Genomic DNA, 21,649 nt, shown 5'->3' on the forward strand with positions numbered 1-21,649 from the left:
AAAGTGACGTGCATTCTCCGACCCGCTTGCAGCAGGATCTGGCCGACCGCATCGTCCAGCTCGTGAATGAGGACGGCCTCGCGATCGGCGACCTGCTGAACGAGAACAGCCTGGCGCGACGCCTGGAAGTGTCCCGAACACCTGTGCGCGGCGCCCTCCAGCACCTCGAGAACCAGGGCATCGTCGCCCGCAGGCCGAATCGCGGCGTCGAGTTGATCGCTCTTCCCCAGCCGAACAGGGCTCCGCCTCCGGCCGCTGTCGACGAGGACGAGGAGTGGCTTGTCCGGATCGCTCGCGACCAGCGAAACGACGCCCTTCCGCAGGAGATTTCCGAAGTCGAGATCATGCGCCGCTACGGCCTCAACCGCCCCACGGTGCAGCGGGTGCTGGCACGCCTGGCTGAGCTCGAGATGGTGGAGCGCAAGCCCGGCTACGGCTGGCGTTTCCTGACAGGACCTCGGGATACGGCGACCCATGACGAGAGCTACCGCTTCCGCATGATGGTCGAGCCGATGGGGATCCTCGAACCTGGCTTCCGCCTGGAGCCGAGCTGGATCGAGCACATGCGCCGGCTCCACAACGAGACCCTGGAGCGCCCCTGGACCGAATCCTCCAGCGTTGCCTTCTTCGAGATGAACGCAGCCTTCCACGAGGGCCTGGCCGCCGCCTCAGGCAACCGGTTCGTTCACGCGGCAATCCGCAACCAGAACCAGCTGCGGCGCTTCTCGCAATATGACTGGAAGTTCGGCTTCGAGCGGGTCGTCGTGAATTGTCGCGAGCATCTTGAAATGCTCGATTTTCTGGATCGCGGCGAACGGGAGATCGCGTCCCTGCTCATGCGCCGCCACCTGGAGCGGGCAAGCCAGGTCAGGTCGCGCCACAGCCCCGATCCCGGCTGAACCGTAATTGTATTTCTAGAATATAAAATTCAACACGAATTCCCTTCGGAACCCATCCTTGCAGGAGCACCCGATGACTGCCTCGCCGCAGATTTCCGCACGCCCGCTCGCCAACGACGTGGGCGATGCCTTTTGGCTTCCCTTTACGGCCGTGCGCCAGTTCCGGTCGAGCCCGATGATGTTCGTCGGAGCCGAAGGCATGCACTACGTCACGGATGACGGGCGGCGGGTGCTGGACGCCATGGCGGGCCTGTGGTGCGTCAATGCGGGCCATGCTCAACCCCGGATCGTCGAGGCCATCCGCGAGGCAGCCGCCCGGCTCGATTTCGTCTCCTCGTTCAAGATGGGCCATCCTGGGGCATTCGATCTCGCCCGCCGCCTCACAGGCGTCGCGCCCGAGGGCTTCGACCATGTGTTCTTCACCAATTCCGGCTCCGAATCGGTCGATTCCGCTCTGAAAATCGCCCGGGGCTACCACCGCGCTCGGGGCGATGCGGGGCGGACGAAGTTCATCGGTCGCGCCAAGGGCTATCACGGCATGGGCTTCGGCGGCCTCTCGGTGGGGGGCATCGGACGCCACAAGCGCGATTTCGGCCCGCTCCTGCCCGATGTCTTCCACCTCTCCCTGCCCTATGACCGGGCCTCGATGGGCTTCTCCCACGGGCAGCCAGAGGCAGGGGCCCATTACGCGGACGAGCTGGAGAGCCTGCTGCAAATCAATGATCCGGCGACCGTCGCGGCCGTGATCGTCGAGCCTGTCATCGGCTCGGGCGGCGTCTATCCGCCGCCGAAGGGCTATCTCCAGCGCCTGCGCCAGATCTGCGACAAGCACGGCATCCTGCTGATCTTCGACGAGGTCATCACAGGCTTCGGCCGTCTCGGCACGCCCTTCGCAGCCCAGGCGCTCGGCGTCACGCCGGACATCATCACCTGCGCCAAGGGCATGACCAACGGGGCCGTGCCCATGGGCGGCGTCCTTCTCCGCGACTTCGTGTTCGACGCCTTCATGGCGGGGCCTCCGGAGGCCATCGAGCTCTTTCACGGCTACACCTATTCGGGCCATCCGCTCGCCTGCGCGGCGGGTCTTGCGGCCCTGGACGTGTATGCGGAGTTCGGTCTCTTCGAACGCACCGCCGCCATCGCGCCGGTGTGGGAGGCATCTCTTCACAGCCTGAAGGGCGAACCCCATGTGGCAGATATCCGCAACATCGGCCTTCTCGGCGTGGTGGAGCTGGCGCCCCGCGCCGGCGAGCCGGGTGCCCGGGGAGGCCGCTGCGCGCAGATGTGCTACGAAGACGGCGTCCTGGTGCGCGCCTCCGGAGATCTCATCGTGCTCTCCCCGCCCCTGATCATCGACGAGGAGCAGATCGGGCAGACGGTCGAGAGCATCCGCTCCGCGCTGCATCGCATGGACTGAGGCCGACGCAACTAGCCGGAGAACGAGACCGTGCAGCATCACCATGACTTCTATATCGACGGCCGCTGGACCAAACCGGCCGGGCAGGACCTCATCGACGTCGTCAATCCCGCGACCGAGGAGGTTGTCGCCACCATTGCGGCGGGCGGGAGCGGCGACGTGGACAAGGCCGTCGCAGCCGCGCGGCGCGCCTTCGAGACCTATGCCTGGACGACCCGCGCGGAGCGCCTGGATCTCCTGAACAGGATCGTCGAGATCTACCGGCAGCGCACCGATGATCTCGCGGAGGCCGTCTCGACCGAAATGGGCGCGCCCATCGCCTTCGCACGCGAGCGCCACGTGCCGGCGGGCCTGGGCCATCTGACCCGCGCCATCGAGGTCCTGAAGGACTACGTGTTCGACGAGCGGATCAACGCCACCCTGATCGCCCGCGAGCCTATCGGCGTGGTCGGTCTGATCACGCCCTGGAACTGGCCGCTCAACCAGATCGCCTGCAAGGTCGGCCCGGCGCTCGCGGCCGGCTGCACCATGGTGCTGAAGCCCAGCGAAGTGGCGCCCCTGTCGGCCCTCATCGTGGCCGAGATTCTGCACGAGGCCGGCGTGCCCGCGGGCGTCTTCAACCTGGTGAACGGCGACGGCCCGCATGTGGGCCAGGCCATCGTGAGTCATCCGGACATCGACATGGTCTCCTTCACGGGCTCGACCCGCGCAGGCATCCTGGTCGCCAAGGCGGCGGCCGACACGGTGAAGCGGGTCCACCAGGAACTGGGCGGCAAGTCTCCCAACATCCTCCTGGACGATGCGGATTTCGACGCTGCAGTCACCCATGGAGCACGAGGCTGCTTCGCCAATAGCGGGCAATCCTGCAACGCGCCGACCCGTCTCCTCGTCCCGGCGGACCGGCAGGAGGAGGTGATCGCGATCGCCCGGCGCATCGCCGAAGAGACCGTGGCCGGCGACCCGAGAGCCGCCACGACCACCATTGGACCTGTCGTCAGCCGCACACAGTTCGAGCGCATTCAGCATCTCATCGAAACCGGCATCAAGGAGGGCGCGACCCTCGTGGCCGGCGGGCCCGGACGTCCGCAGGGGCTGAACCGGGGATATTATGTGCAGCCGACGGTCTTCGCCGATGTGCGAAACGACATGACCATCGCCCGGGAAGAGATCTTCGGCCCCGTCCTCAGCATCCTGCCCTATGAGACTGAGGAGGAGGCCATCCAGATCGCAAACGACACGGTCTATGGCCTCTCGAGCTATGTCACGTCGGGCGATATCGAGCGCTCCCGCCGCGTCGCGCGCAGGATCCGCGCCGGCATGGTGCACCTGAACGGATCGCGCGGCGACACGGCCGCCGCTTTCGGGGGCTACAAGCAGTCAGGCAACGGCCGCGAATGGGGTCGCTTCGGCTTCGAGGAGTTCCTCGAAATCAAATCCATGTTCGGATACTACCCCGCTTAAGGCACAACCGGGCCGCGCCTGTCGCGCGGCCCGTCTCAAGCGAGGACGGGAATCGGCTCGAACCGGTAGACGATCTCGGTCACTCTCTGGCCGCACAACTCCAGTTCCTGCTCCGGCCCGGCCAGTCCACCGAGCGTCTCGTAGAAACGGCGGGCAGCCTCGTTGTCCTTGAGGACCCAGAGGCCCGCGGACGCGAAACCGTGGCCCACGAAGTGACCGAACAGGCCTGCCATGAGGGTCCTTCCGAGCCCCCGGCGCTTGGCCTGATCGAGGAGGTAGATCGCGTAGATCTCGGCATCCGTACCGAGCGGCTCCGCTCCTTCGGAGCGCACCGGGCCGCCGGCCGCGAAGCCGACGATCTCGCCCTCCCGGTTCCGGCCGACGAGGGCCAGCCTCCCCGGATCGGTTTCGGCAAGGTTCTGCCGCCACATCCGGGTCCGCTCCTCGACCGAAAGGCCCGCGAGGGAGGCAGGGTTCAGGAGACCCGCATAGGATTCGCGCCAGCCCTGCACATGGACCCGGGCGATGGCTTCCGCATCCGCGACCGTCGCCGGGGCGACGTGAAAACTCACTCGGCCGCTTCCCTGATCTTTTCCCGGAAGGGGCTCGCCGGATAGACGCCGAGGATGCGCAATTCGCGGGAGAAGAAATCCAGCTCCTCCAGGGCACGCCTCAGGTTGAGGTCCTCGGGATGGCCGTCCACCTCCGCGTAGAACTGCGTCGCCGTGAAGCCGCCCTCCAGCATGTAGCTTTCGAGCTTCGTCATGTTGATGCCGTTCGTCGCGAAGCCGCCGAGCGCCTTGTAGAGGGCTGCCGGCAGGTTGCGGACGCGGAACACGAAGCTCGTGACGAGAGGCCCCTGCCCGGCCGGCGCCCATTTGGGCGTCTTGGACAGGATTACGAAGCGGGTCGTGTTATGCGCCTCGTCCTCCACGTCCTCCGCGAGAATCTTGAGGCCGTAGATGTCGGCGGCCATGCGCGGCGCAAGCGAGGCCTTCGTCCTGTCCTTCCACTCCGCCACCTCGCGGGCCGAGCCCGCGGTATCGCCCGACACATGGGCCTTCAGGCCGAGCTTGCGGATGATCTTGCGGCACTGGCCGAGCGCGTGAACATGGCTGTGCACGCTCTTGATGGTGCCGAGATCCGCGTCCGGCAGGCCCATGAGCTGGAAATGGATGGGCAGGAAATGCTCGCCCACGATGTGGAGGCCGGATGTCGGCAGGAGATGATGGATGTCGGCCACGCGCCCGGCGATGGAATTCTCGATCGGGATCATGGCGAGGCCGGCCTGGCCCTCGTCCACGGCCGCGAAGGCATCCTCGAAGGTCGGGCACGGCAGAACAGTCCAGTCGGGCAGGACCTGCTCGCAGGCCGTATGGGAATTGGCTCCCGGCTCGCCCTGGAACGAGATGAGCTTGTTCATGATGTCCTCCGGGCGGCGATCATGGCGCGCGCGCGTTCGAGATCCTCAGGCGTATCGACCCCAAGCGGCACGCCGCCCACGACGACCGCGTCGATGCGCATGGCGGCCTCGAGCGCGCGCAGCTGTTCGAGCTTCTCCCGCATCTCGAGGGGAGACGGCGGAAGGGCCACGAAACGCTGCAGGGCTTTGCGCCGATAGGCATAGAGGCCGATATGATGATAGAGGGGGCCGTCTCCGTAGGGAGCGGTGGCCCGGGTGAAGTAGAGCGCGCGGAACCGGCCGGGAGCGATTTCGCTTCCCACCATCTTGACCACGTTCGGGTTGGTCCGCTCCTCCAGCCGCTCGATGGGCGCCACAAGGGTCGCGATGTCGACAGCCGCATCGGAGAGCGGCGCGACCGACGCCGCGATAGCGGCGGGATCGATCGTGGGCAGGTCGCCCTGGACGTTCACCACCACGTCGTGACGCCCTTCCGGATCGAGCTTTTCCACAGCTTCGAAGATCCGGTCCGAGCCGGAGGCGTGATCCGCGCGGGTCATCACGGCCTTGCCGCCTGCCCGGGTCACGGCCTCGGCGATGGCCTCGGCGTCCGTCGCGACCGCGACCGGGCCGACTCCGGCCTCCACGGCTCGGCGCCAGACATGGACGATCATCGGCTCGCCGGCGATTTCGGCCAGGGGCTTGTTCGGCAGGCGCGTGGCCGCGAGGCGGGCGGGAATCAGGACGAGGGAGTCGGACATGAGGGGCACATCGGCAGGATTTCGGGGGTCCTTACCAAGGCTGGGCAGATTTGTCATGGTCCACGCCGCCTCGGCCTTGCATGAGGCAGGCCGGTCTTTTCGGAGCTATGCGACCAAGAGGCCGGCCAAAAACCGCCGGACCCCATTGTCAAACCCCCGTCTCTGCGGCTAAGCAACGCCACGGTCGCGGGCCCCCTCGCCCGCGCGCCATCCGTTTCGTCGCGCCGGTTCCGCCGCAGATTAAGGCGAGGAGAGCCTGATTCATGAATATCGAGACCAATAAGATCGCGGGCGCCGTGTTTGGGACGCTGCTCTTCGTGGTCGGCGTCAACGTCATCGCCAGCGGCATCTTCGCGCCGAAGACCCCCGCCGTCCCTGGCTACGATCTTCCGGCTCCCGAGGAAACCGCGGCCGCAGGCGGCGGCGAGGCTGCAGCAGCCCCGTCCGTGCCGCTTCCGGTCCTCCTGGCGAAGGCCGATCCGGCGAAGGGCCAGTCGGCCGCCAAGAAGTGCCAGGCCTGCCACAGCTTCGAGAAGGGCGGCCCGAACAAGGTCGGTCCGGATCTCTACGGCGTGGTCGGACGCCCCGTCGCGTCGCACGAGGGCTTCAATTATTCGGGCGCCCTGAAGTCCAAGGGCGGTGAGTGGAGCTACGAAGAGCTCGACAAGTTCATCACCAACCCGAAGAAGGACGTGCCCGGCACCCTGATGGCCTTCGCGGGCGTCGCCAAGCCCGAGGAGCGGGCCGACATCCTGGCCTACCTCCGGACCCTCTCGGACAACCCGGTGGCTCTGCCGGCCGCCCAGTAAGGCGCTTTCAGCACCCATTCGTCGCAAAGCCGGGCCTAAAGCCCGGCTTTTGTTTTGGGCCCACGCCCTTGCGCTCGTCCCATTCCGGACAAAAATGTATCGGTTTGTGAAAAGACACCTCACGTTCAGGAGTGCCTTGTGATCCGCCCCACCCTGCTGAGCCTCCTCGCCTGCCTGGCCTTCTCGACCGTCGCAGCGCAGGAAACGCCCTGGCGCCATGGGTCGGCCCTGCTCGGCGAGCCGAAATATCCGGCCGGTTTCAAGCACTTCGACTATGTGAACCCGCAGGCGCCCAAGGGCGGCCTCGTCCGCTTCGGCGCTCAAGGGACCTTCGACAGCTTCAACATCGTCGTGGCAGGCGTGAAGGGCGCGCCCGAGCAGGGCCTCGGCCTCGTCTACGAGACCCTGGTCACCCCCTCGCTCGACGAGCCGAGCGCCTCCTATGGGCTCCTGGCCGAGGCTTTTTCGTATCCGGAGGATTATTCGTCCGTCTCGTTCCGCCTGCGCCCCGAGGCCCGGTGGCAGGACGGCAAGCCCGTCACGGCCGATGACGTGATCTATTCCTTCGAGGTCCTGAAGGCGAACAGCCCCACCTATGCCTTCTATTACAAGAACGTGGTCAAGGCCGAGAAGACCGACGACCGGGAGGTGACGTTCACGTTCGACCAGAAGGGCAACCGGGAACTGCCCCAGATCATGGGCCAGCTCCTCGTCCTGCCCAAGCACTGGTGGGAGGGCACGGGTCCCGACGGGCGCAAGCGCGACGTGACCCAGACGAGCCTGGAGCCGCCTTTGGGCTCCGGACCTTACCGGATCAAGAGTTTCGAGGCCGGACGCAACGCCACCTACGAGCGCGTGAAGGACTACTGGGGCGAGACCCTGAACGTGAATGTCGGGCAATATAATTTCGACGAGGTCCGCTACGAATATTACCGCGACGCCACGGTGCTCCTCGAAGCCTTCAAGGGTGATCGGATCGACTTCCGGACCGAGAACAGCGCCCGGAACTGGGCGACCGGCTATGATTTCCCGGCCCGCCAGCAGGGCCGCGTCGTCCTGGAGGAATTCCCGATCCGGGCTTCCGGCGTGATGCAGGCCTTCGTGCTCAACCTGCGGCGTGACAAGTTCAAGGATCCCCGGGTCCGGCGCGCCTTCAATCTCGCCTTCCCGTTCGAGGAGATCAACAAGACGATCTTCTCTGGACAGTATGAGCGCATCTCGAGCTATTTCTACGGGCTCGAGCTCGCCTCCTCGGGCCTGCCCGAGGGCCGGGAGCGGGAGATTCTGGAATCCGTGAAGGACAAGGTTCCGCCTCAGGTCTTCACGACGCCCTACAAGAACCCGGTCGGCGATACGCCCGAGACCGTGCGCGCCAACCTGCGCGAGGCGGACCGCCTGCTGCGCGAAGCGGGCTGGGAGCTCAAGGACCGCCGCCGTGTGAACGCCAAGGGCGAGGTGCTGACCGTCGAGCTCCTCGGCAGCAGCCAGAACGACGAGCGGGTCTACCTGCCCTACAAGGCCTCCCTCGACCGTCTCGGCATTGTTACGAGCGTCCGGATCGTCGATGACGTGCAATACGTGAACCGGACCCGGTCGTTCGATTTCGACATCATTTCGGGCATCTGGGGCCAAAGCCTCTCGCCCGGCAACGAACAGCGCGAATTCTGGGGCTCCCAGGCGGCCGGACGGGAAGGCTCCCGCAATCTGGCTGGGATCAGCGATCCGGGGGTTGATGCCCTGATCGACAAGGTGATCTACGCCACGGACCGGGACGACTTGGTGGCGGCCACGAAGGCCCTCGACCGGGTGCTGCTGGCTCACGATTATGTGGTTCCGCAATGGACCTACCGGAAGCAGCGGACCGCCCGCTGGGACCGCTTCAGCCATCCAGAGACCATGCCGCGCTACGGCGCCGCCGGCTTCCCGACGATCTGGTGGTACGACACCGCCAAGGCCGCCAAGACGGGAGCAGCGCGATGACCCGGCCCACCCGCCGCACCGTCCTTCTCGGCAGCGCCGCGGCCGCCCTCCTCGGCAGCCGTGCCGGTACGGCCCTCGCGCAGGAAGCGACCTCCGGCGAGGTCCACGGCCTGTCCAGCTTCGGCGACCTCAAATACGGGCCGGATTTCAAGCATTTCGACTATGTGAACCCGCAGGCGCCCAAGGGCGGCTCCCTGGCGATCCAGATCCGGCAGGCGGTCGGCAACCAGAACTTCGACACCTTCAACACCCTCAACGTCTTCGTCCTGAAGGGAGATGGCGCCGCCGGGATGTCCGCGACCTTCGACAGTCTGATGGCGGGTTCCGGGGATGAGCCCGACGCTCTGTACGGCCTCGTGGCGCGGGCGGTGCGCATCTCCGACGACAAATCGACCTATCGCTTCCTGCTGCGCCCGGAGGCGCGGTTCCATGACGGCTCGCGCCTGACCGCCAATGACGCGGCCTTCTCGCTCAACATCCTCAAGGAAAAGGGCCACCCCACCTTCAGGCTTCTCCTGACGCAGCTGGAGAGCGCCGAGGCGGAGGGCGATGACGTGCTCCTCGTCCGGCTTTCGCCCAAGCGGAGCCGCGACCTGCATCTGGTGATCGCCGGAATGCCGATCTTCTCGCAGGCCTGGTGGCAGGGCCGTGACTTCGAGGCCTCCACCCTCGAGGCGCCCCTCGGGTCGGGCCCCTACAAGGTCGGCCATTTCGAGCAGGGCCGCTTCATCGAGTTCGAGCGCGTTCCGGATTACTGGGCCAAGGACCTGCCGGTGAATGTCGGGCAGAACAATTTCGACCGGATCCGCTACGAATATTTCCGCGACAGGATCGTCGCCTTCGAGGCCTTCAAGAACGGGACCCTGAACTTCAACGAGGAGTTCACGTCCCGCACATGGGCCACCGGCTACGATTTTCCTGCCCTTAAGGAAGGTCGCGTCAAGAAGGAGGAGATCCCCAACGAGGCTCCGTCCTCCATCCAGGGCTGGTACTTCAACACCCGCCGTGAAGCCTTCAAGGACCCGCGGATCCGTGAAGCGATCGGGCTTGCGTTCGATTTCGAGTGGACCAACGCCAACATCATGTACGGGTCTTACGAGCGCCTGACCTCCTATTTCGAAAATTCCGAGATGAAGGCGGTCGGCCTGCCCTCGCCCGAGGAGGTCGCTCTTCTCGAACCGTTCCGGAAGGAGCTGCCGACATCGGTCTTCGGCGAGCCCTATATGCCCCCGGTCTCCGACGGCTCGGGCCAGGACCGGCGCCTTCTGCGCCGTGCGGACGAACTGCTGCGCGAGGCGGGCTGTAAGCGCGAGGGCGGCGTGCTCAAGCTGCCGAACGGGCAGCCCTTCACCATCGAGTTCCTCGACTTCCAGGCTGCCTTCCAGCCGCATGTGCAGCCCTTCCAGGCCAACCTGAAGCGCCTGGGCATCAACGCGCAGTCGCGCATCGTCGATGCGGCCCAATACCAGCGGCGGATGGAGGTCTACGATTTCGACATCGCCTCCCGTGCCCTGACGGGCTCGTCCACCCCGGGCGATTCCTTGCGGGTCGTCTATGGCTCGCAGGCCGGGCGGTCACCGGGCTCCTACAACGTCGCTGGCATCGACAACCCGGCCGTGGATGCGCTCATCGAGGTCATCGGATCGGCGAAGACGCGCCAGGAGCTGGTCACCGCCTGCCGGGCCCTCGACCGGGTCCTGCGCGCCGGCCAGTACTGGGTGCCCATGTGGTTCAAGCCCGCGGACTGGTTCGCCTATTGGGACATGTTCTCCCGGCCGGCCGTGAAGCCGAAGCTGAGCTCCGGCGCGCCCGGGACCTGGTGGTACGACGCCGAAAAGGCCCGGCGGATTGGACGAGGCTGAAGCTTGCACACAATGCGAAGCATAGCCGCCGTCAGAGGCGGGCCGCGCCTGATCCTGCGTCTCGAAGGCTTGGCGCTTTTTTCGCTCGCCACCGCGGGATTTGGCCTGTCCGGATTGTCCTGGTGGCTCTATGCGGCCCTGTTTTTCGTGCCCGATATCAGCTTCGCCGGCTATTGGGCGGGTCCTCGGAAGGGGGCTATCCTCTACAATGCGCTTCATTCTACCATTGCGCCGGCCGTTCTTGCCGGATTGGGGCTGCTTATTGCAAAGCCGCTCCTGCTGGGGCTGGCCGCCATCTGGGCGGCCCATATCGGATTCGACCGCATGTTAGGATATGGCTTGAAATACTCGTCTGCCTTCAATGACACTCATCTCGGCCGCATCGGCCGTCAGAGTGAAGACGCCTGATGCTCGCCTATATCGCGCGCCGCATCCTCCTCATGATCCCGACCCTGCTCGGCATCATGCTGATCTCCTTCACTATCGTGCAATTCGCCCCGGGCGGACCGGTGGAGCGTATCATCGCGCAGCTTCAGGGCCAGGATACGGGCGCCACGTCGCGCATCTCCGGCGGGGGCGGCGATTTCTCGGGCGGCCAGAACGCCGGGGGTGGAGGCGGTGAATCCTCGTCCTCGCGCTATCGCGGCGCACAGGGGCTGGACCCGCAATTCATCAAGCAGCTGGAAGTGCAGTTCGGCTTCGACAAGCCCGCCTCCGAACGCTTCCTCAAGATGCTGTGGGATTATGCCCGCTTCGATTTCGGCAAAAGCTATTTCCGCGACATCTCGGTGCTCCAGCTCATCAAGGAGAAGCTGCCGGTCTCGGTCAGCCTCGGCCTGTGGATGACCCTGCTTTCCTACGCGATCTCGATCCCGCTCGGCATTCGCAAGGCCGTGCGGGACGGCTCGGCCTTCGATATCTGGACCTCCGGCATCGTGATCGTCGGCTATGCCATTCCGGGCTTCCTCTTCGCGATCCTGCTGATCGTGCTCTTTGCCGGCGGCTCGTTCTGGCAGATCTTTCCCTTGCGGGGTCTCACGTCGGAGAACTGGGAGCAGCTCTCCCTCGGCGGCAAGATCCTCGATTATTTCTGGCACATCACCCTTCCGATCATCGCCATGGGGCTCGGCGCCTTTGCGACCTCGACGCTGTTGACGAAGAACTCCTTCCTGGACGAGATCCGCAAGCAATATGTCCTGACCGCCCGGATGAAGGGCCTCTCGGAGCGGCAGGTGCTCTACGGCCACGTTTTCCGCAACGCCATGCTGATCGTGATCGCGGGCTTTCCAGGCGCCTTCATCAGCGCCTTCTTCGCAGGCGCGCTCCTGATCGAGACGATCTTCTCCCTCGACGGGCTGGGCCTCCTCTCCTTCGAGTCCATCGTCAACCGCGACTATCCGGTGGTGTTCGCGAACCTCTACATCTTCTCGCTCATGGGCCTTGCGGTGAACCTGATCTCGGATCTCACCTATACGTGGATCGACCCGCGCATCGATTTCGAGACGCGGGAGGTATGAGATGAACGAGAACGTGCCCGTCGCCTCCCCGGCCGCGAACGCGCCCCTGGCACCGCCTCTGCCGCGGCAAGGCTTCATCCGCCTCTCGCCGCTGAACCGGCGGCGCTTCCAGAACTTCAAGGCGAACAAGCGCGGCTACTGGTCGTTCTGGATCTTCATGGTCCTGTTCATCTTAAGCCTGTTCGCGGAATTCATCGCCAACGACAGGCCCCTCCTCGTCTCCTACAAGGGCGAGCTGCTCTATCCGGTCTTCGTGGATTACCCGGAGGAGAAGTTCGGCGGGTTTTTGGCACAGACCGATTACCGCGATCCGGTCATCGCCAAGGAGATCGACGAGAACGGCTGGGCGATCTGGGCGCCGGTCCGCTTCTCCTACAACACCCACAACCTCGATCTTCCGGTGCCGGCCCCGGCGCCGCCCACCTGGATGCTCACCGATGAGCAGTGCCGCCCTATCGCGGAGAGAAACGGTGGCACCGGATGCCGGGACATCGAGTGGAACTGGCTCGGCACGGACGACCAGGGCCGCGACGTGGTGGCGCGACTGATCTACGGCTTTCGCATCTCGGTCCTGTTCGGCCTGATCCTCGCGGGCATTTCGTCCGTGATCGGCGTGCTCGCCGGCGCCGTCCAGGGCTATTTCGGCGGCTGGACCGACCTTCTGTTCCAGCGCTTCATCGAGATCTGGACCGCGATCCCGGCTCTCTATCTGCTCATCATCATCTCGGCGATCATCACGCCGAGCTTCTTCGTGCTGCTCGGCATCCTGCTGCTCTTCTCCTGGGTCTCCCTCGTGGGCGTGGTGCGGGCCGAGTTTCTGCGGGCGCGGAACTTCGAATATGTGCGCGCCGCGCGGGCGCTGGGACTGTCCAACGTCACCATCATGTTCAAGCACCTTCTGCCCAACGCCATGGTGGCGACGCTGACCTTCCTGCCGTTCATCCTCAACGGCTCCATCACGACCCTCACGTCCCTGGACTTTCTCGGCTTCGGCCTGCCGCCCGGCTCGCCCTCGCTCGGCGAGATGCTCGCCCAGGGCAAGGCCAATCTCCAGGCGCCCTGGCTCGGCCTCACGGGCTTCTTCGTGATCGCGCTGATGCTCAGCCTGCTCATCTTCGTCGGCGAGGCCGTGCGCGACGCCTTCGATCCGCGGAAGACGTTCCAATGACAGAGCCGCTCCTTTCCGTTCAGGATCTCACGGTTGCGTTCCGTCAGGACGGGCGCGACATGCTCGCGGTCGACCGGATTTCCTTCGACATCAAGGCGGGCGAGACGGTGGCGCTCGTGGGCGAATCCGGCTCCGGCAAATCGGTCTCAGCCCTGTCGATCCTCAGGCTCCTGCCCTATCCGTCCGCTTCGCACCCATCGGGGCGCATCCTGTTCAAGGGCCAGGATCTGCTTGCATCCGACGAGGATGCCATGCGCCGGGTGCGCGGCGACGACATCACCATGGTGTTCCAGGAGCCGATGACCTCGCTCAATCCGCTCCATACCATCGAGCAGCAGGTCGGCGAGATCCTGAAGCTGCACCGGGGCCTGTCCGAGAGGGCCGCCCGCGACCGCACCCTCGAGCTTCTCGCGCTCGTCGGCATCCGCGACGCGGAGAGCCGCCTCGGCGCCTATCCGCACCAGCTATCGGGCGGTCAGCGCCAACGCGTGATGATCGCCATGAGCCTCGCCAACGAGCCCGATCTCCTGATTGCCGACGAGCCAACCACGGCCCTCGACGTGACCGTGCAGGCGCAGATCCTCAAGCTCCTCGCGGAGCTGAAGGGCCGGCTCAACATGGCGATGCTGTTCATCACCCACGATCTCGGCATCGTGCGCAAGGTGGCCGACCGGGTCTGCGTGATGCTCAAGGGCAAGATCGTCGAGCATGGCACCGTCGCGGAGGTCTTCGAGAACCCGCAGCATCCCTACACGCAGAAGCTCCTGGCCGCGGAGCCCAGGGGCCGCGCCAATCCCGTGCCGGCCGATGCCCCGACGGTGGTCGAGGCCGGGCCGATCAAGGTCTGGTTCCCCATCAAGCGCGGTTTCCTGCGCAAGACCGTGGGACACGTGAAGGCGGTGGACGGCGTCTCGGTGCGCATCCGCCAGGGCGAAACGGTCGGCGTCGTCGGCGAATCCGGCTCGGGCAAGACGACGCTGGGCCTCGCCATCCTGCGCCTCGTCTCGTCGGAGGGGCCGGTCGTGTTCCTCGGCAACCGGATCGACGGCCTCGGCTCGCGGCAGGTCCGCCCCCTGCGCAAGGACCTTCAGGTCGTCTTCCAGGATCCCTACGGTTCCCTCTCGCCACGCATGTCGGTGGCCGAGATCGTCGAGGAGGGCCTTCTCGTCCAGGAGGGCGGCCTGTCCTATGCGGATCGCCGCGCCGTGGTGGCGCGCGCACTCCACGATGTCGGCATCGATCCCGCCACCATGGACCGCTACCCGCACGAATTCTCGGGCGGCCAGCGCCAGCGCATCGCCATTGCACGCGCCATGGCGCTGGAGCCCCGCTTCATCATGCTCGACGAGCCGACCTCGGCCCTCGACATGTCGGTCCAGGCGCAGATCGTCGAATTGCTCCGCGACCTCCAGAAGCGGCGCAACCTCGCCTACATGTTCATCAGCCACGACCTCAAGGTGGTGCGGGCGCTCGCCAACCACGTCATCGTCATGCAGAACGGCAAGGTCGTCGAGGAAGGCTCGGCCGAGACGATCTTCGCCAAACCGCAGACGGATTACACCCGCGCCCTGTTTGCCGCGGCCTTCAATCTGGAAGCGGACACTCTCCACGCCGTACGCGAGTGAGACCCATGAGCGCGCACCACCCTTCCGACGGCCATTCCCATCACGGTCACAGCCACGCGCATGGAACGGGGCACGGACGCGCCTTTCTCATCGGCATCGCGCTCAATCTCGGTTTTGTGGGCATCGAGGCGCTCTACGGGTTCCTCGCGGATTCCATGGCTCTCCTGTCGGATGCGGGCCATAACTTGAGCGATGTGCTCGGCCTCGCCATCGCGTGGGGCGCGGCCCTGCTCGCGAAGCGCAGCCGGACGGAGCGCTTCACCTATGGCCTGCGCTCCAGCTCCATCCTGGCCGCGCTCTTCAATGCGCTCCTTCTGCTCATCGCCGTGGGCGGCATCGCGTGGGAATCAGTCCAGCGCCTGATCACGCCTACGCCTGTTGCGGCCGGTACCGTCATGGTGGTCGCGGGCATCGGCATCCTCGTGAACGGCTTCACGGCCTTTCTCTTCATGAGCGGCAGCAAGGGCGATCTCAACATCCGCGGCGCCTTCCTGCACATGGTTGCGGATGCGGCCGTCTCGCTCGGCGTCGTGATTGCGGGCGCGGTCATCCTATGGACCGGGGCGAGCTGGCTCGATCCCATGATCAGCCTCGTCATCGCGGTGGTCATCCTCTGGACGACCTGGGACCTCCTGCGCCAGTCGCTCACCCTCTCGCTCCAGGGAGTCCCGAGCGGTGTCTCGGTGCCCGAGGTCCGGGAAGCGCTGAAAGCCCTGCCGGGCGTGGCCCGCGTGCACCATCTGCATGTGTGGGCCGTGAGCACCACCGAGACGGCCCTGACCGTTCATCTGGTCATGCCCGAAGGCCACCCGGGCGACCGTTTCCTTGCGGAGACCCAGCAGGAGCTGAAGCGGCGCTTCCATATCGGCCACGCCACCCTGCAGATCGAGATCGAGGCACCGGAAGGCCATCATCACGACACCGAATGCCAGCTCGACGGGTACGGCCACGATCATGAGGGCCACGCTCCCGAACCTCACGACCACCGGCACGACCATGGCGGGCATCGTCACTGAGATCACTGCCGCACCACGATTGAAGACATAACCCATTACGTTTCCCGGATTGAAGGTTTCCACCATGCCCCGTGCTCTTGTCATCGTGCTCGATTCTGTTGGCATCGGCGGCGCCGAGGATGCGCATGTTTATGGCGACGAAGGCGCCGACACGGTCGGGCATATCGCCGAGGCCTGCGCGGCCGGAAACGGCGATCGCTCCGGCCTGCGCCAGGGTTTGCTGAACCTGCCGCATCTCACTGCGCTCGGCCTCGGCCTCGCCTGCGAAGCTTCGACCGGGCGAATGCCGCCGAGCCTTGCGCCGCAAGGTCCCGTGAAAGGCGCCTGGGGCTACGGCGTCGAGACCTCCAAGGGCAAGGACACGCCTTCGGGTCACTGGGAGATCGCGGGCGTGCCGGTGGATTTCGACTGGGGCTATTTCCCGGACACGCAGCCGACCTTTCCGAAGGAACTGACCGACGCCATCGTGGCACAGGGCCGGCTTCCCGGCATCCTCGGCGACAAGCACGCCTCCGGCACGGCGATCATCGACGAATACGGCCCCGAGCACATGCGGACCGGCAAGCCGATCTGCTACACCTCCGTCGACAGCGTGCTGCAGATCGCCGCGCACGAGGAGAGCTTTGGCCTGGAGCGGCTCTACGAGCTGTGCGTGATGGTGCGCAAGCTCTGCGACCCGTACCGCATCGGGCGCGTCATCGCCCGGCCCTTCGTCGGTACTGCCGAGACGGGATTCAGGCGCACGGGCAACCGCAAGGATTTCGCGACCCCGCCGCCCTCCGAGACCATTCTCGACACTCTGGCGAAGGCCGGCCGCGCCGTCGTGACCGTCGGCAAGATCGGCGACATCTTCGCCCATCGCAACACGGGCGAGGAGATCAAGCCGCATGGCAACGATGCCTGCCTCTCGGCCGCGATCGACGCCATGAAGTACTTGCCGGAAGGCGGTTTCGTGTTCGCCAATCTCGTCGATTTCGACAGCGAATTCGGCCACCGCCGCGACATTCCGGGCTATGCGGCCACCCTCGAGGCCTTCGACCGGCGCGTGCCGGAGATTGCCGCGATCCTGCGCGAGGGCGATCTCGTGGTGGTCACGGCCGACCACGGCAACGATCCTTCCTGGCGCGGCACCGACCATACCCGCGAGCACACGCCGATCCTCTGCTTCGGGCCGGGCGTGAAGGCCGGACCCATCGGACGGCGCGAGAGCTTCGCCGATATCGGCGCCAGCGTCCTGACCCATCTGGGCGTAAGCCATCTCGGGCGGGGCGATTCCTGGGTCTGAGGCCCGGAATCCGGCCGGGCGGAAGGCCCTGAGGGGCGACGATCTCCGCCATTGACGCCCTGGTTACTTTGGATCAGTCTTCCGTAGATCGTAAGGAGGCTCTCCTGGCGATCCTGTGAGCGGTCATTGGGGAGTCTTCCCGTTCTTGCGTGGAAGGTCACATGAACTCGCCCAACCGTTCGACCCATATCCGGCTGACGTCCCATCCCGAGCCGAATGCGGCCACCCTCCGACGTCCCATCCGGTGGGGCGCGGCCGATCCGCGGGAGCGAGGGCCGATCATCGCCTCCGTGACCAACCCGGCCGACCGCAACGTGATCGGTGCCCATGGCGGGTCCTATTCCCTCTACCGGGCCCTGGCGATCTCCGCCCGCGCGCTCAACCCGCTCGCCCGCCCGGACCTGCACAATACTCATCCGACCGCCGAGATCGGCCCCTATCCGCAATGGTCCGAGCCGGGCCGGATCGTCTCCCTCGATCCCTGGGGCCATCTGGTGGGCCAGGTTTTTCGGGACGAGATCTCAGGCGGCGTCGATATCCGGCCGACCATCGCAATCACCAAGGCGCGGCTCAACATGCCCGAGATCCTCGCCGCCATGGGAGCGAAGCGGCTCGAGGCGGATGGCGGCGTGCTCCATGGCTCCGGCGACATCTCAGTCACCAAGATCGCGGTCGATCCGGTCTGGCACCTGCCCGGCATCGCCGAGCGCTTCGGCTGCTCCGAGGGAGAATTGCGCCGTACGCTCTTCGAGCAGACCGGCGGCATGTTCCCGGAGCTGGTGACGCGGCCCGACATGAGCGTCTTCCTGCCGCCCATCGGCAACACCACCGTCTATGTGATCGGCGACGTGGCAGGTCTCGGCGATCCCAAGCGCCGGATCGCCTGCCGCGTTCACGACGAATGCAACGGATCGGACGTGTTCGGCTCCGACATCTGCACCTGTCGCCCCTATCTCGTGCACGGGATCGAAGAAGCCGTGCGCGAGGCGCAGAATGGAGGCATCGGCGTCATCGCCTATAACCGGAAGGAAGGACGAGCGCTCGGCGAGGTGACGAAGTTCCTCGTCTACAATGCGCGCAAGCGTCAGGAGGGCGGCGATTCCGCCTCGACCTATTTCGAGCGGACGGAGTGCGTGGCCGGCGTTCAGGATGCGCGGTTCCAGCAGCTCATGCCCGATGTGCTTCACTGGCTCGGCATCCGCCGCATCGACCGGCTGATGTCCATGTCGAACATGAAATACGATGCGATCACGGGCTCCGGCATCGAGGTCGGGGAGCGCGTGCCGATCCCGGCGGAGCTGGTGCCTCCGGACGCGCAGGTGGAGATCGAGGCGAAAAAGGCCGCGGGGTATTACACGCCAGACGGCGCACCGGATGCATCCTCTCTCAGCCACGTGAAGGGGCGCGATCTTGAGCGCTTCTGAGGAAGAGCCTGCAGGCCGGTCTTAACCTTTCTCCCAATCGGCCCGGCGGCCCGCCACCGCCGGGCTCCTGTTTGTGCTATCGCTCTCACATCTCAAGGACAGCATCGGAGCCCTGCGTGACGGATCAACCGCCATTGTCCCCCGAAACGAAAGCCGCCCTGAGCCTCCTGAACGCGGCCGCGGTGCGGGAGCGCTCGCACCAGCTCCTGGAGCAGGGTCTCGCGGGCCAGCTCCTGCATTTCACCGTCCACCCGGAACGGCTCGAGGCCTGCGCGGTCGCGGTGGTAGAGACGATCCGTCAAGCCTATCCGTCCCTCCACGTTCCCTTCCATGCCCGCTGGCGGCATTTCTCGGCGGGCGGCCACGAGCGCTGGGGTGCGGTGATGCACGGCGCCCCCTGGACGGATGCGGGGGAGATGGCCCGCGCGGCGTTCGACCTTGCCATCATGTCCGTCCTGCTCGATGCGGGCGCAGGTGCGCAATGGCGCTACGAGGAGGGACGCACGGGCGAAACCTTCGTCCGCTCCGAGGGCCTCGCGGTGGCGAGTTTCGACATGTTCGTGAGCGGCGCCTTCTCGAGCCGCGCCGAGGACCCGTTCCGGGTCGACGCGGACGTGCTCCTCACCCTCACGGCCGAGGATTTGGCCCACGGCTTCCAGGCCTCTTCGGACAACCCGCTGGTCGGCCTCGACGGGCGCGCCGCGCTCCTCAACCGCCTTGGACGGACGGTCGCGACCAATCCGGACATCTTCGGCCAGCACGACGATTCGCGCCCGGGCGGCCTATTCGATGTGATCGCGGCAGGCGCCGATCCGGACGGACGTATCCGGGCGCCGGCCATCCTGGAGGCGGTCCTGACCTATCTCGGCCCCATCTGGCCGGCCCGGATCGTGCTGGGCGGGATCGACCTCGGCGATACCTGGCGCCATCCGCTGGTCGATGCACCGGACGACACGAAGGGCCTGATCCCGTTCCACAAGCTGTCCCAGTGGCTGAGCTATTCCCTCATCGAGCCGTTGGAATGGGCGGGCTATACGGTGGTGGAGATCGACGGGCTGACCGGCCTGCCGGAATACCGTAACGGCGGCCTCTTCCTCGATACGGGCGTGATCGCCCTCAAGGACCCCGCCGAGGCCGCCGAGGCCCATACGGTCGATTCGACCCTTGTGGTGGAATGGCGCGCGCTCACGGTCGCGCTGCTCGACCGGATTGCCGAACCCATCCGCCGGACGCTAGGGTTGGCGCAGGATGATTTCCCGCTCGCGAAGGTGCTGGAAGGCGGCACCTGGGCGACGGGCCGCAGATTGGCTAAGGAACGCCGCAGCGACGGTTCGCCCCCTTTGACCATCATCAGCGACGGGACGGTGTTTTAAATGAATCAGCATAAGACGATCAAAGGCGTACACAGCATGCAGGGCGTCACCGTAGTCGACCATCCGCTGGTGCAGCACAAGCTGACCCTCATGCGGGAAAAGGAGCGCTCGACGAAGGGCTTCCGCCAGCTCCTGAACGAGATCGGGATGCTGCTCTGCTACGAAGTGACTCGCGACCTCCCGGTGGAGCGCATCGAGATTGAAACGCCGCTCACCACCACGGAGGGAGTGCAGATCGCCGGCAAGAAGCTCGTCTTCGCACCCATCCTGCGCGCCGGCGTGGGCTTCCTCGACGGGATGCTGACCCTCGTGCCCGCGGCCCGCGTGGCGCATATCGGCCTCTATCGCGATCCGGAATCACTCCAGGCCGTCGAATATTACTTCAAGGCTCCGTCCGACCTCGCGGACCGCATGATCCTCGTGCTCGATCCCATGCTGGCAACGGCCAACTCGGCCGTCGCGGCCATCGACCGCCTGAAGGAGCGCGGCGCGAAGGACCTGCGCTTCGTCTGCCTGCTGGCGGCGCCCGAAGGCATCGAGAAGCTGCGTGGCGCGCATCCGGACGTTCATATCTGGACCGCTTCCATCGACGAGCGCCTGAACGACCATGGCTATATCGTTCCGGGCCTCGGCGACGCAGGCGACCGGATGTACGGAACGCGCTGAGCCTCCCGTCTCGGGACCGATCTCCATCAACCCACGGGAGCACGCCTTGCGCTTCATCGTCGCCGATTGGGGTACGACCCGCTTCCGCGCCTATCTCGTGGAGAACGAGACGATCCTCGACACGGTCTCGTCGGAGGAAGGCGTGTCGGCCCTCAAGGCCGGACAGCACCAGGGGGTCTTCGCCAGGCAGTGCGGGCACTGGCTCCAGGCGGAGCCACAGGCACCGGTTCTTCTGGTGGGCATGGTCGGCAGCCGCGAGGGCTGGGTCGAGGCGCCCTATGCCCATTGCCCGGCAGGGCCCGCCGAGATCGCCGCCGCCATGATCGAAGTCGACCTCGGTAACGGGCGCCGGGGGCATATTGTGCCGGGGCTGTTCTGCGAGCCGGCCCCTGGCGCCGCCGACGTGATGCGCGGCGAGGAGACGCTGGCCCTCGGCTCCGGCGTTACGGACGGGATCGTCTGCGCGGCCGGGACACACCCGAAATGGATTGTCATGAAGGACGGCCGGCTCGAGCGCTTCGCCACCTCCATGACGGGCGAGATGTACGCCCTCCTGCGCGAACACTCGATGATCGGCCGCCCGGCCACCGAACCCGAGGACCCTCGCGGGTTCGATCTCGGTCTCGATGCGGCCGAGCGCAACAATCCGGCGAAGGGCAGGCCCATGGGCCTCCTCCACCTGCTCTTCGAGGCACGGGCCGCCGTCGTGTCCGGGCGGATGAAGACGGACCTTCTCGGCCCCTACCTGTCAGGCCTTCTCACGGGAGACGAGATCAACAGCGCCCTCTCGTCCTTCCCTGGCCTGGAGAATGTGACGATCCTGGCCGATTCCCACCGGGCGGAGCTCTATGCCCGCGCCCTGGCCCGCCATGGGGTCGCGGTCACGGCCCGGCCGTCTCGCGATGCCCTGATCGCCGGCCTGGTGCGCATCGTCCGTCACGTGCCGCCCCTGTGATGCAAGCCCTGCCCGGGACGCATGACGCC

At 66.0% G+C, this 21,649-nt stretch carries 19 protein-coding genes; 16 read left to right on the forward strand and 3 right to left on the reverse strand.

Going from position 1 to position 21,649, the window contains the following annotated elements; all coding sequences use genetic code 11:
* Window positions 1-8 precede the first annotated feature (8 nt).
* From C4E04_RS15395 to C4E04_RS15405, 3 genes are all read left to right on the forward strand, one after another.
* Window positions 9-899 carry a GntR family transcriptional regulator gene (locus C4E04_RS15395; RefSeq protein ID WP_109598719.1) on the forward strand — a complete coding sequence of 297 codons (891 nt, stop codon included), beginning with the start codon at window positions 9-11 and terminating at the stop codon, window positions 897-899.
* Window positions 900-972: 73 nt separating this feature from the next.
* A complete protein-coding gene (locus C4E04_RS15400; protein WP_109598721.1) occupies window positions 973-2,316 on the forward strand; it encodes an aminotransferase class III-fold pyridoxal phosphate-dependent enzyme in 1,344 nt (447 codons plus the stop codon).
* A gap of 30 nt (window positions 2,317-2,346) precedes the next feature.
* Window positions 2,347-3,777 carry an aldehyde dehydrogenase family protein gene (locus tag C4E04_RS15405; RefSeq protein WP_109598723.1) on the forward strand — a complete coding sequence of 477 codons (1,431 nt, stop codon included), beginning with the start codon at window positions 2,347-2,349 and terminating at the stop codon, window positions 3,775-3,777.
* Between the two features lie 35 nt (window positions 3,778-3,812).
* On the opposite strand, the gene C4E04_RS15410 is transcribed toward C4E04_RS15405, so the two are convergent.
* The 3 genes from C4E04_RS15410 to C4E04_RS15420 are packed head-to-tail and all read right to left on the reverse strand — an operon-like array spanning window position 3,813 to window position 5,940.
* The gene (locus C4E04_RS15410; protein WP_109598725.1) at window positions 3,813-4,349 is read right to left on the reverse strand and encodes a GNAT family N-acetyltransferase; all 537 of its coding nucleotides are present in this window, start codon (window positions 4,347-4,349) and stop codon (window positions 3,813-3,815) included.
* On the reverse strand, window positions 4,346-5,200 hold the full coding sequence (locus C4E04_RS15415; protein WP_371682001.1) for a prephenate dehydratase: 855 nt from the start codon (window positions 5,198-5,200) through the stop codon (window positions 4,346-4,348). Before C4E04_RS15415 ends, C4E04_RS15410 begins: the two co-directional genes overlap by 4 nt.
* On the reverse strand, window positions 5,197-5,940 hold the full coding sequence (locus tag C4E04_RS15420) for a 3-deoxy-manno-octulosonate cytidylyltransferase (RefSeq protein ID WP_109598729.1): 744 nt from the start codon (window positions 5,938-5,940) through the stop codon (window positions 5,197-5,199). The genes C4E04_RS15415 and C4E04_RS15420 overlap by 4 nt, the downstream gene beginning before the upstream one ends.
* 263 nt (window positions 5,941-6,203) lie before the next feature.
* Here C4E04_RS15420 and C4E04_RS15425 point away from each other — a divergent pair, with 263 nt between their 5' ends.
* From C4E04_RS15425 to C4E04_RS15485, 13 genes are all read left to right on the forward strand, one after another.
* Window positions 6,204-6,749, forward strand: a complete 546-nt coding sequence (locus C4E04_RS15425) for a cytochrome c family protein (RefSeq protein WP_109598731.1) — start codon at window positions 6,204-6,206, stop codon at window positions 6,747-6,749.
* 138 nt (window positions 6,750-6,887) lie between these two features.
* Window positions 6,888-8,729: an extracellular solute-binding protein gene (locus C4E04_RS21205; RefSeq protein ID WP_109598733.1), complete on the forward strand. Its 1,842-nt coding sequence runs from the start codon at window positions 6,888-6,890 to the stop codon at window positions 8,727-8,729.
* Window positions 8,726-10,591 (forward strand): extracellular solute-binding protein, encoded by a 1,866-nt coding sequence (locus C4E04_RS15435; protein ID WP_109598735.1) that lies wholly within the window; start codon window positions 8,726-8,728, stop codon window positions 10,589-10,591. Before C4E04_RS21205 ends, C4E04_RS15435 begins: the two co-directional genes overlap by 4 nt.
* A gap of 12 nt (window positions 10,592-10,603) precedes the next feature.
* A complete protein-coding gene (locus tag C4E04_RS15440) occupies window positions 10,604-10,999 on the forward strand; it encodes a DUF4260 domain-containing protein (RefSeq protein ID WP_109598737.1) in 396 nt (131 codons plus the stop codon).
* On the forward strand, window positions 10,999-12,108 hold the full coding sequence (locus C4E04_RS15445) for a microcin C ABC transporter permease YejB (protein ID WP_109598739.1): 1,110 nt from the start codon (window positions 10,999-11,001) through the stop codon (window positions 12,106-12,108). The genes C4E04_RS15440 and C4E04_RS15445 overlap by 1 nt, the downstream gene beginning before the upstream one ends.
* 1 nt (window position 12,109) lies before the next feature.
* Complete coding sequence (locus C4E04_RS15450) at window positions 12,110-13,276, forward strand: ABC transporter permease (protein ID WP_109598741.1); 1,167 nt, start codon at window positions 12,110-12,112, stop codon at window positions 13,274-13,276.
* Window positions 13,273-14,901 carry an ABC transporter ATP-binding protein gene (locus C4E04_RS15455; RefSeq protein WP_109598743.1) on the forward strand — a complete coding sequence of 543 codons (1,629 nt, stop codon included), beginning with the start codon at window positions 13,273-13,275 and terminating at the stop codon, window positions 14,899-14,901. Before C4E04_RS15450 ends, C4E04_RS15455 begins: the two co-directional genes overlap by 4 nt.
* Window positions 14,902-14,906: 5 nt before the next feature.
* The gene (locus C4E04_RS15460; RefSeq protein ID WP_109598745.1) at window positions 14,907-15,917 is read left to right on the forward strand and encodes a cation diffusion facilitator family transporter; all 1,011 of its coding nucleotides are present in this window, start codon (window positions 14,907-14,909) and stop codon (window positions 15,915-15,917) included.
* A 64-nt stretch (window positions 15,918-15,981) separates the two neighbouring features.
* A complete protein-coding gene (locus tag C4E04_RS15465) occupies window positions 15,982-17,202 on the forward strand; it encodes a phosphopentomutase (protein ID WP_109598747.1) in 1,221 nt (406 codons plus the stop codon).
* A gap of 161 nt (window positions 17,203-17,363) precedes the next feature.
* Window positions 17,364-18,626: a GTP cyclohydrolase II gene (locus C4E04_RS15470; RefSeq protein ID WP_109598749.1), complete on the forward strand. Its 1,263-nt coding sequence runs from the start codon at window positions 17,364-17,366 to the stop codon at window positions 18,624-18,626.
* 116 nt (window positions 18,627-18,742) lie between these two features.
* Complete coding sequence (locus tag C4E04_RS15475) at window positions 18,743-19,999, forward strand: URC4/urg3 family protein (protein ID WP_109598751.1); 1,257 nt, start codon at window positions 18,743-18,745, stop codon at window positions 19,997-19,999.
* A gap of 36 nt (window positions 20,000-20,035) precedes the next feature.
* Entirely contained in the window at window positions 20,036-20,665 is a 630-nt protein-coding gene (gene upp / locus C4E04_RS15480; protein WP_109601183.1) for a uracil phosphoribosyltransferase, read from the forward strand.
* A complete protein-coding gene (locus C4E04_RS15485) occupies window positions 20,607-21,620 on the forward strand; it encodes a 2-dehydro-3-deoxygalactonokinase (protein WP_109598753.1) in 1,014 nt (337 codons plus the stop codon). Before upp ends, C4E04_RS15485 begins: the two co-directional genes overlap by 59 nt.
* Window positions 21,621-21,649 lie beyond the last annotated feature (29 nt).

It is taken from the genome of Microvirga sp. 17 mud 1-3 (assembly GCF_003151255.1).
GTDB lineage: Bacteria > Pseudomonadota > Alphaproteobacteria > Rhizobiales > Beijerinckiaceae > Microvirga.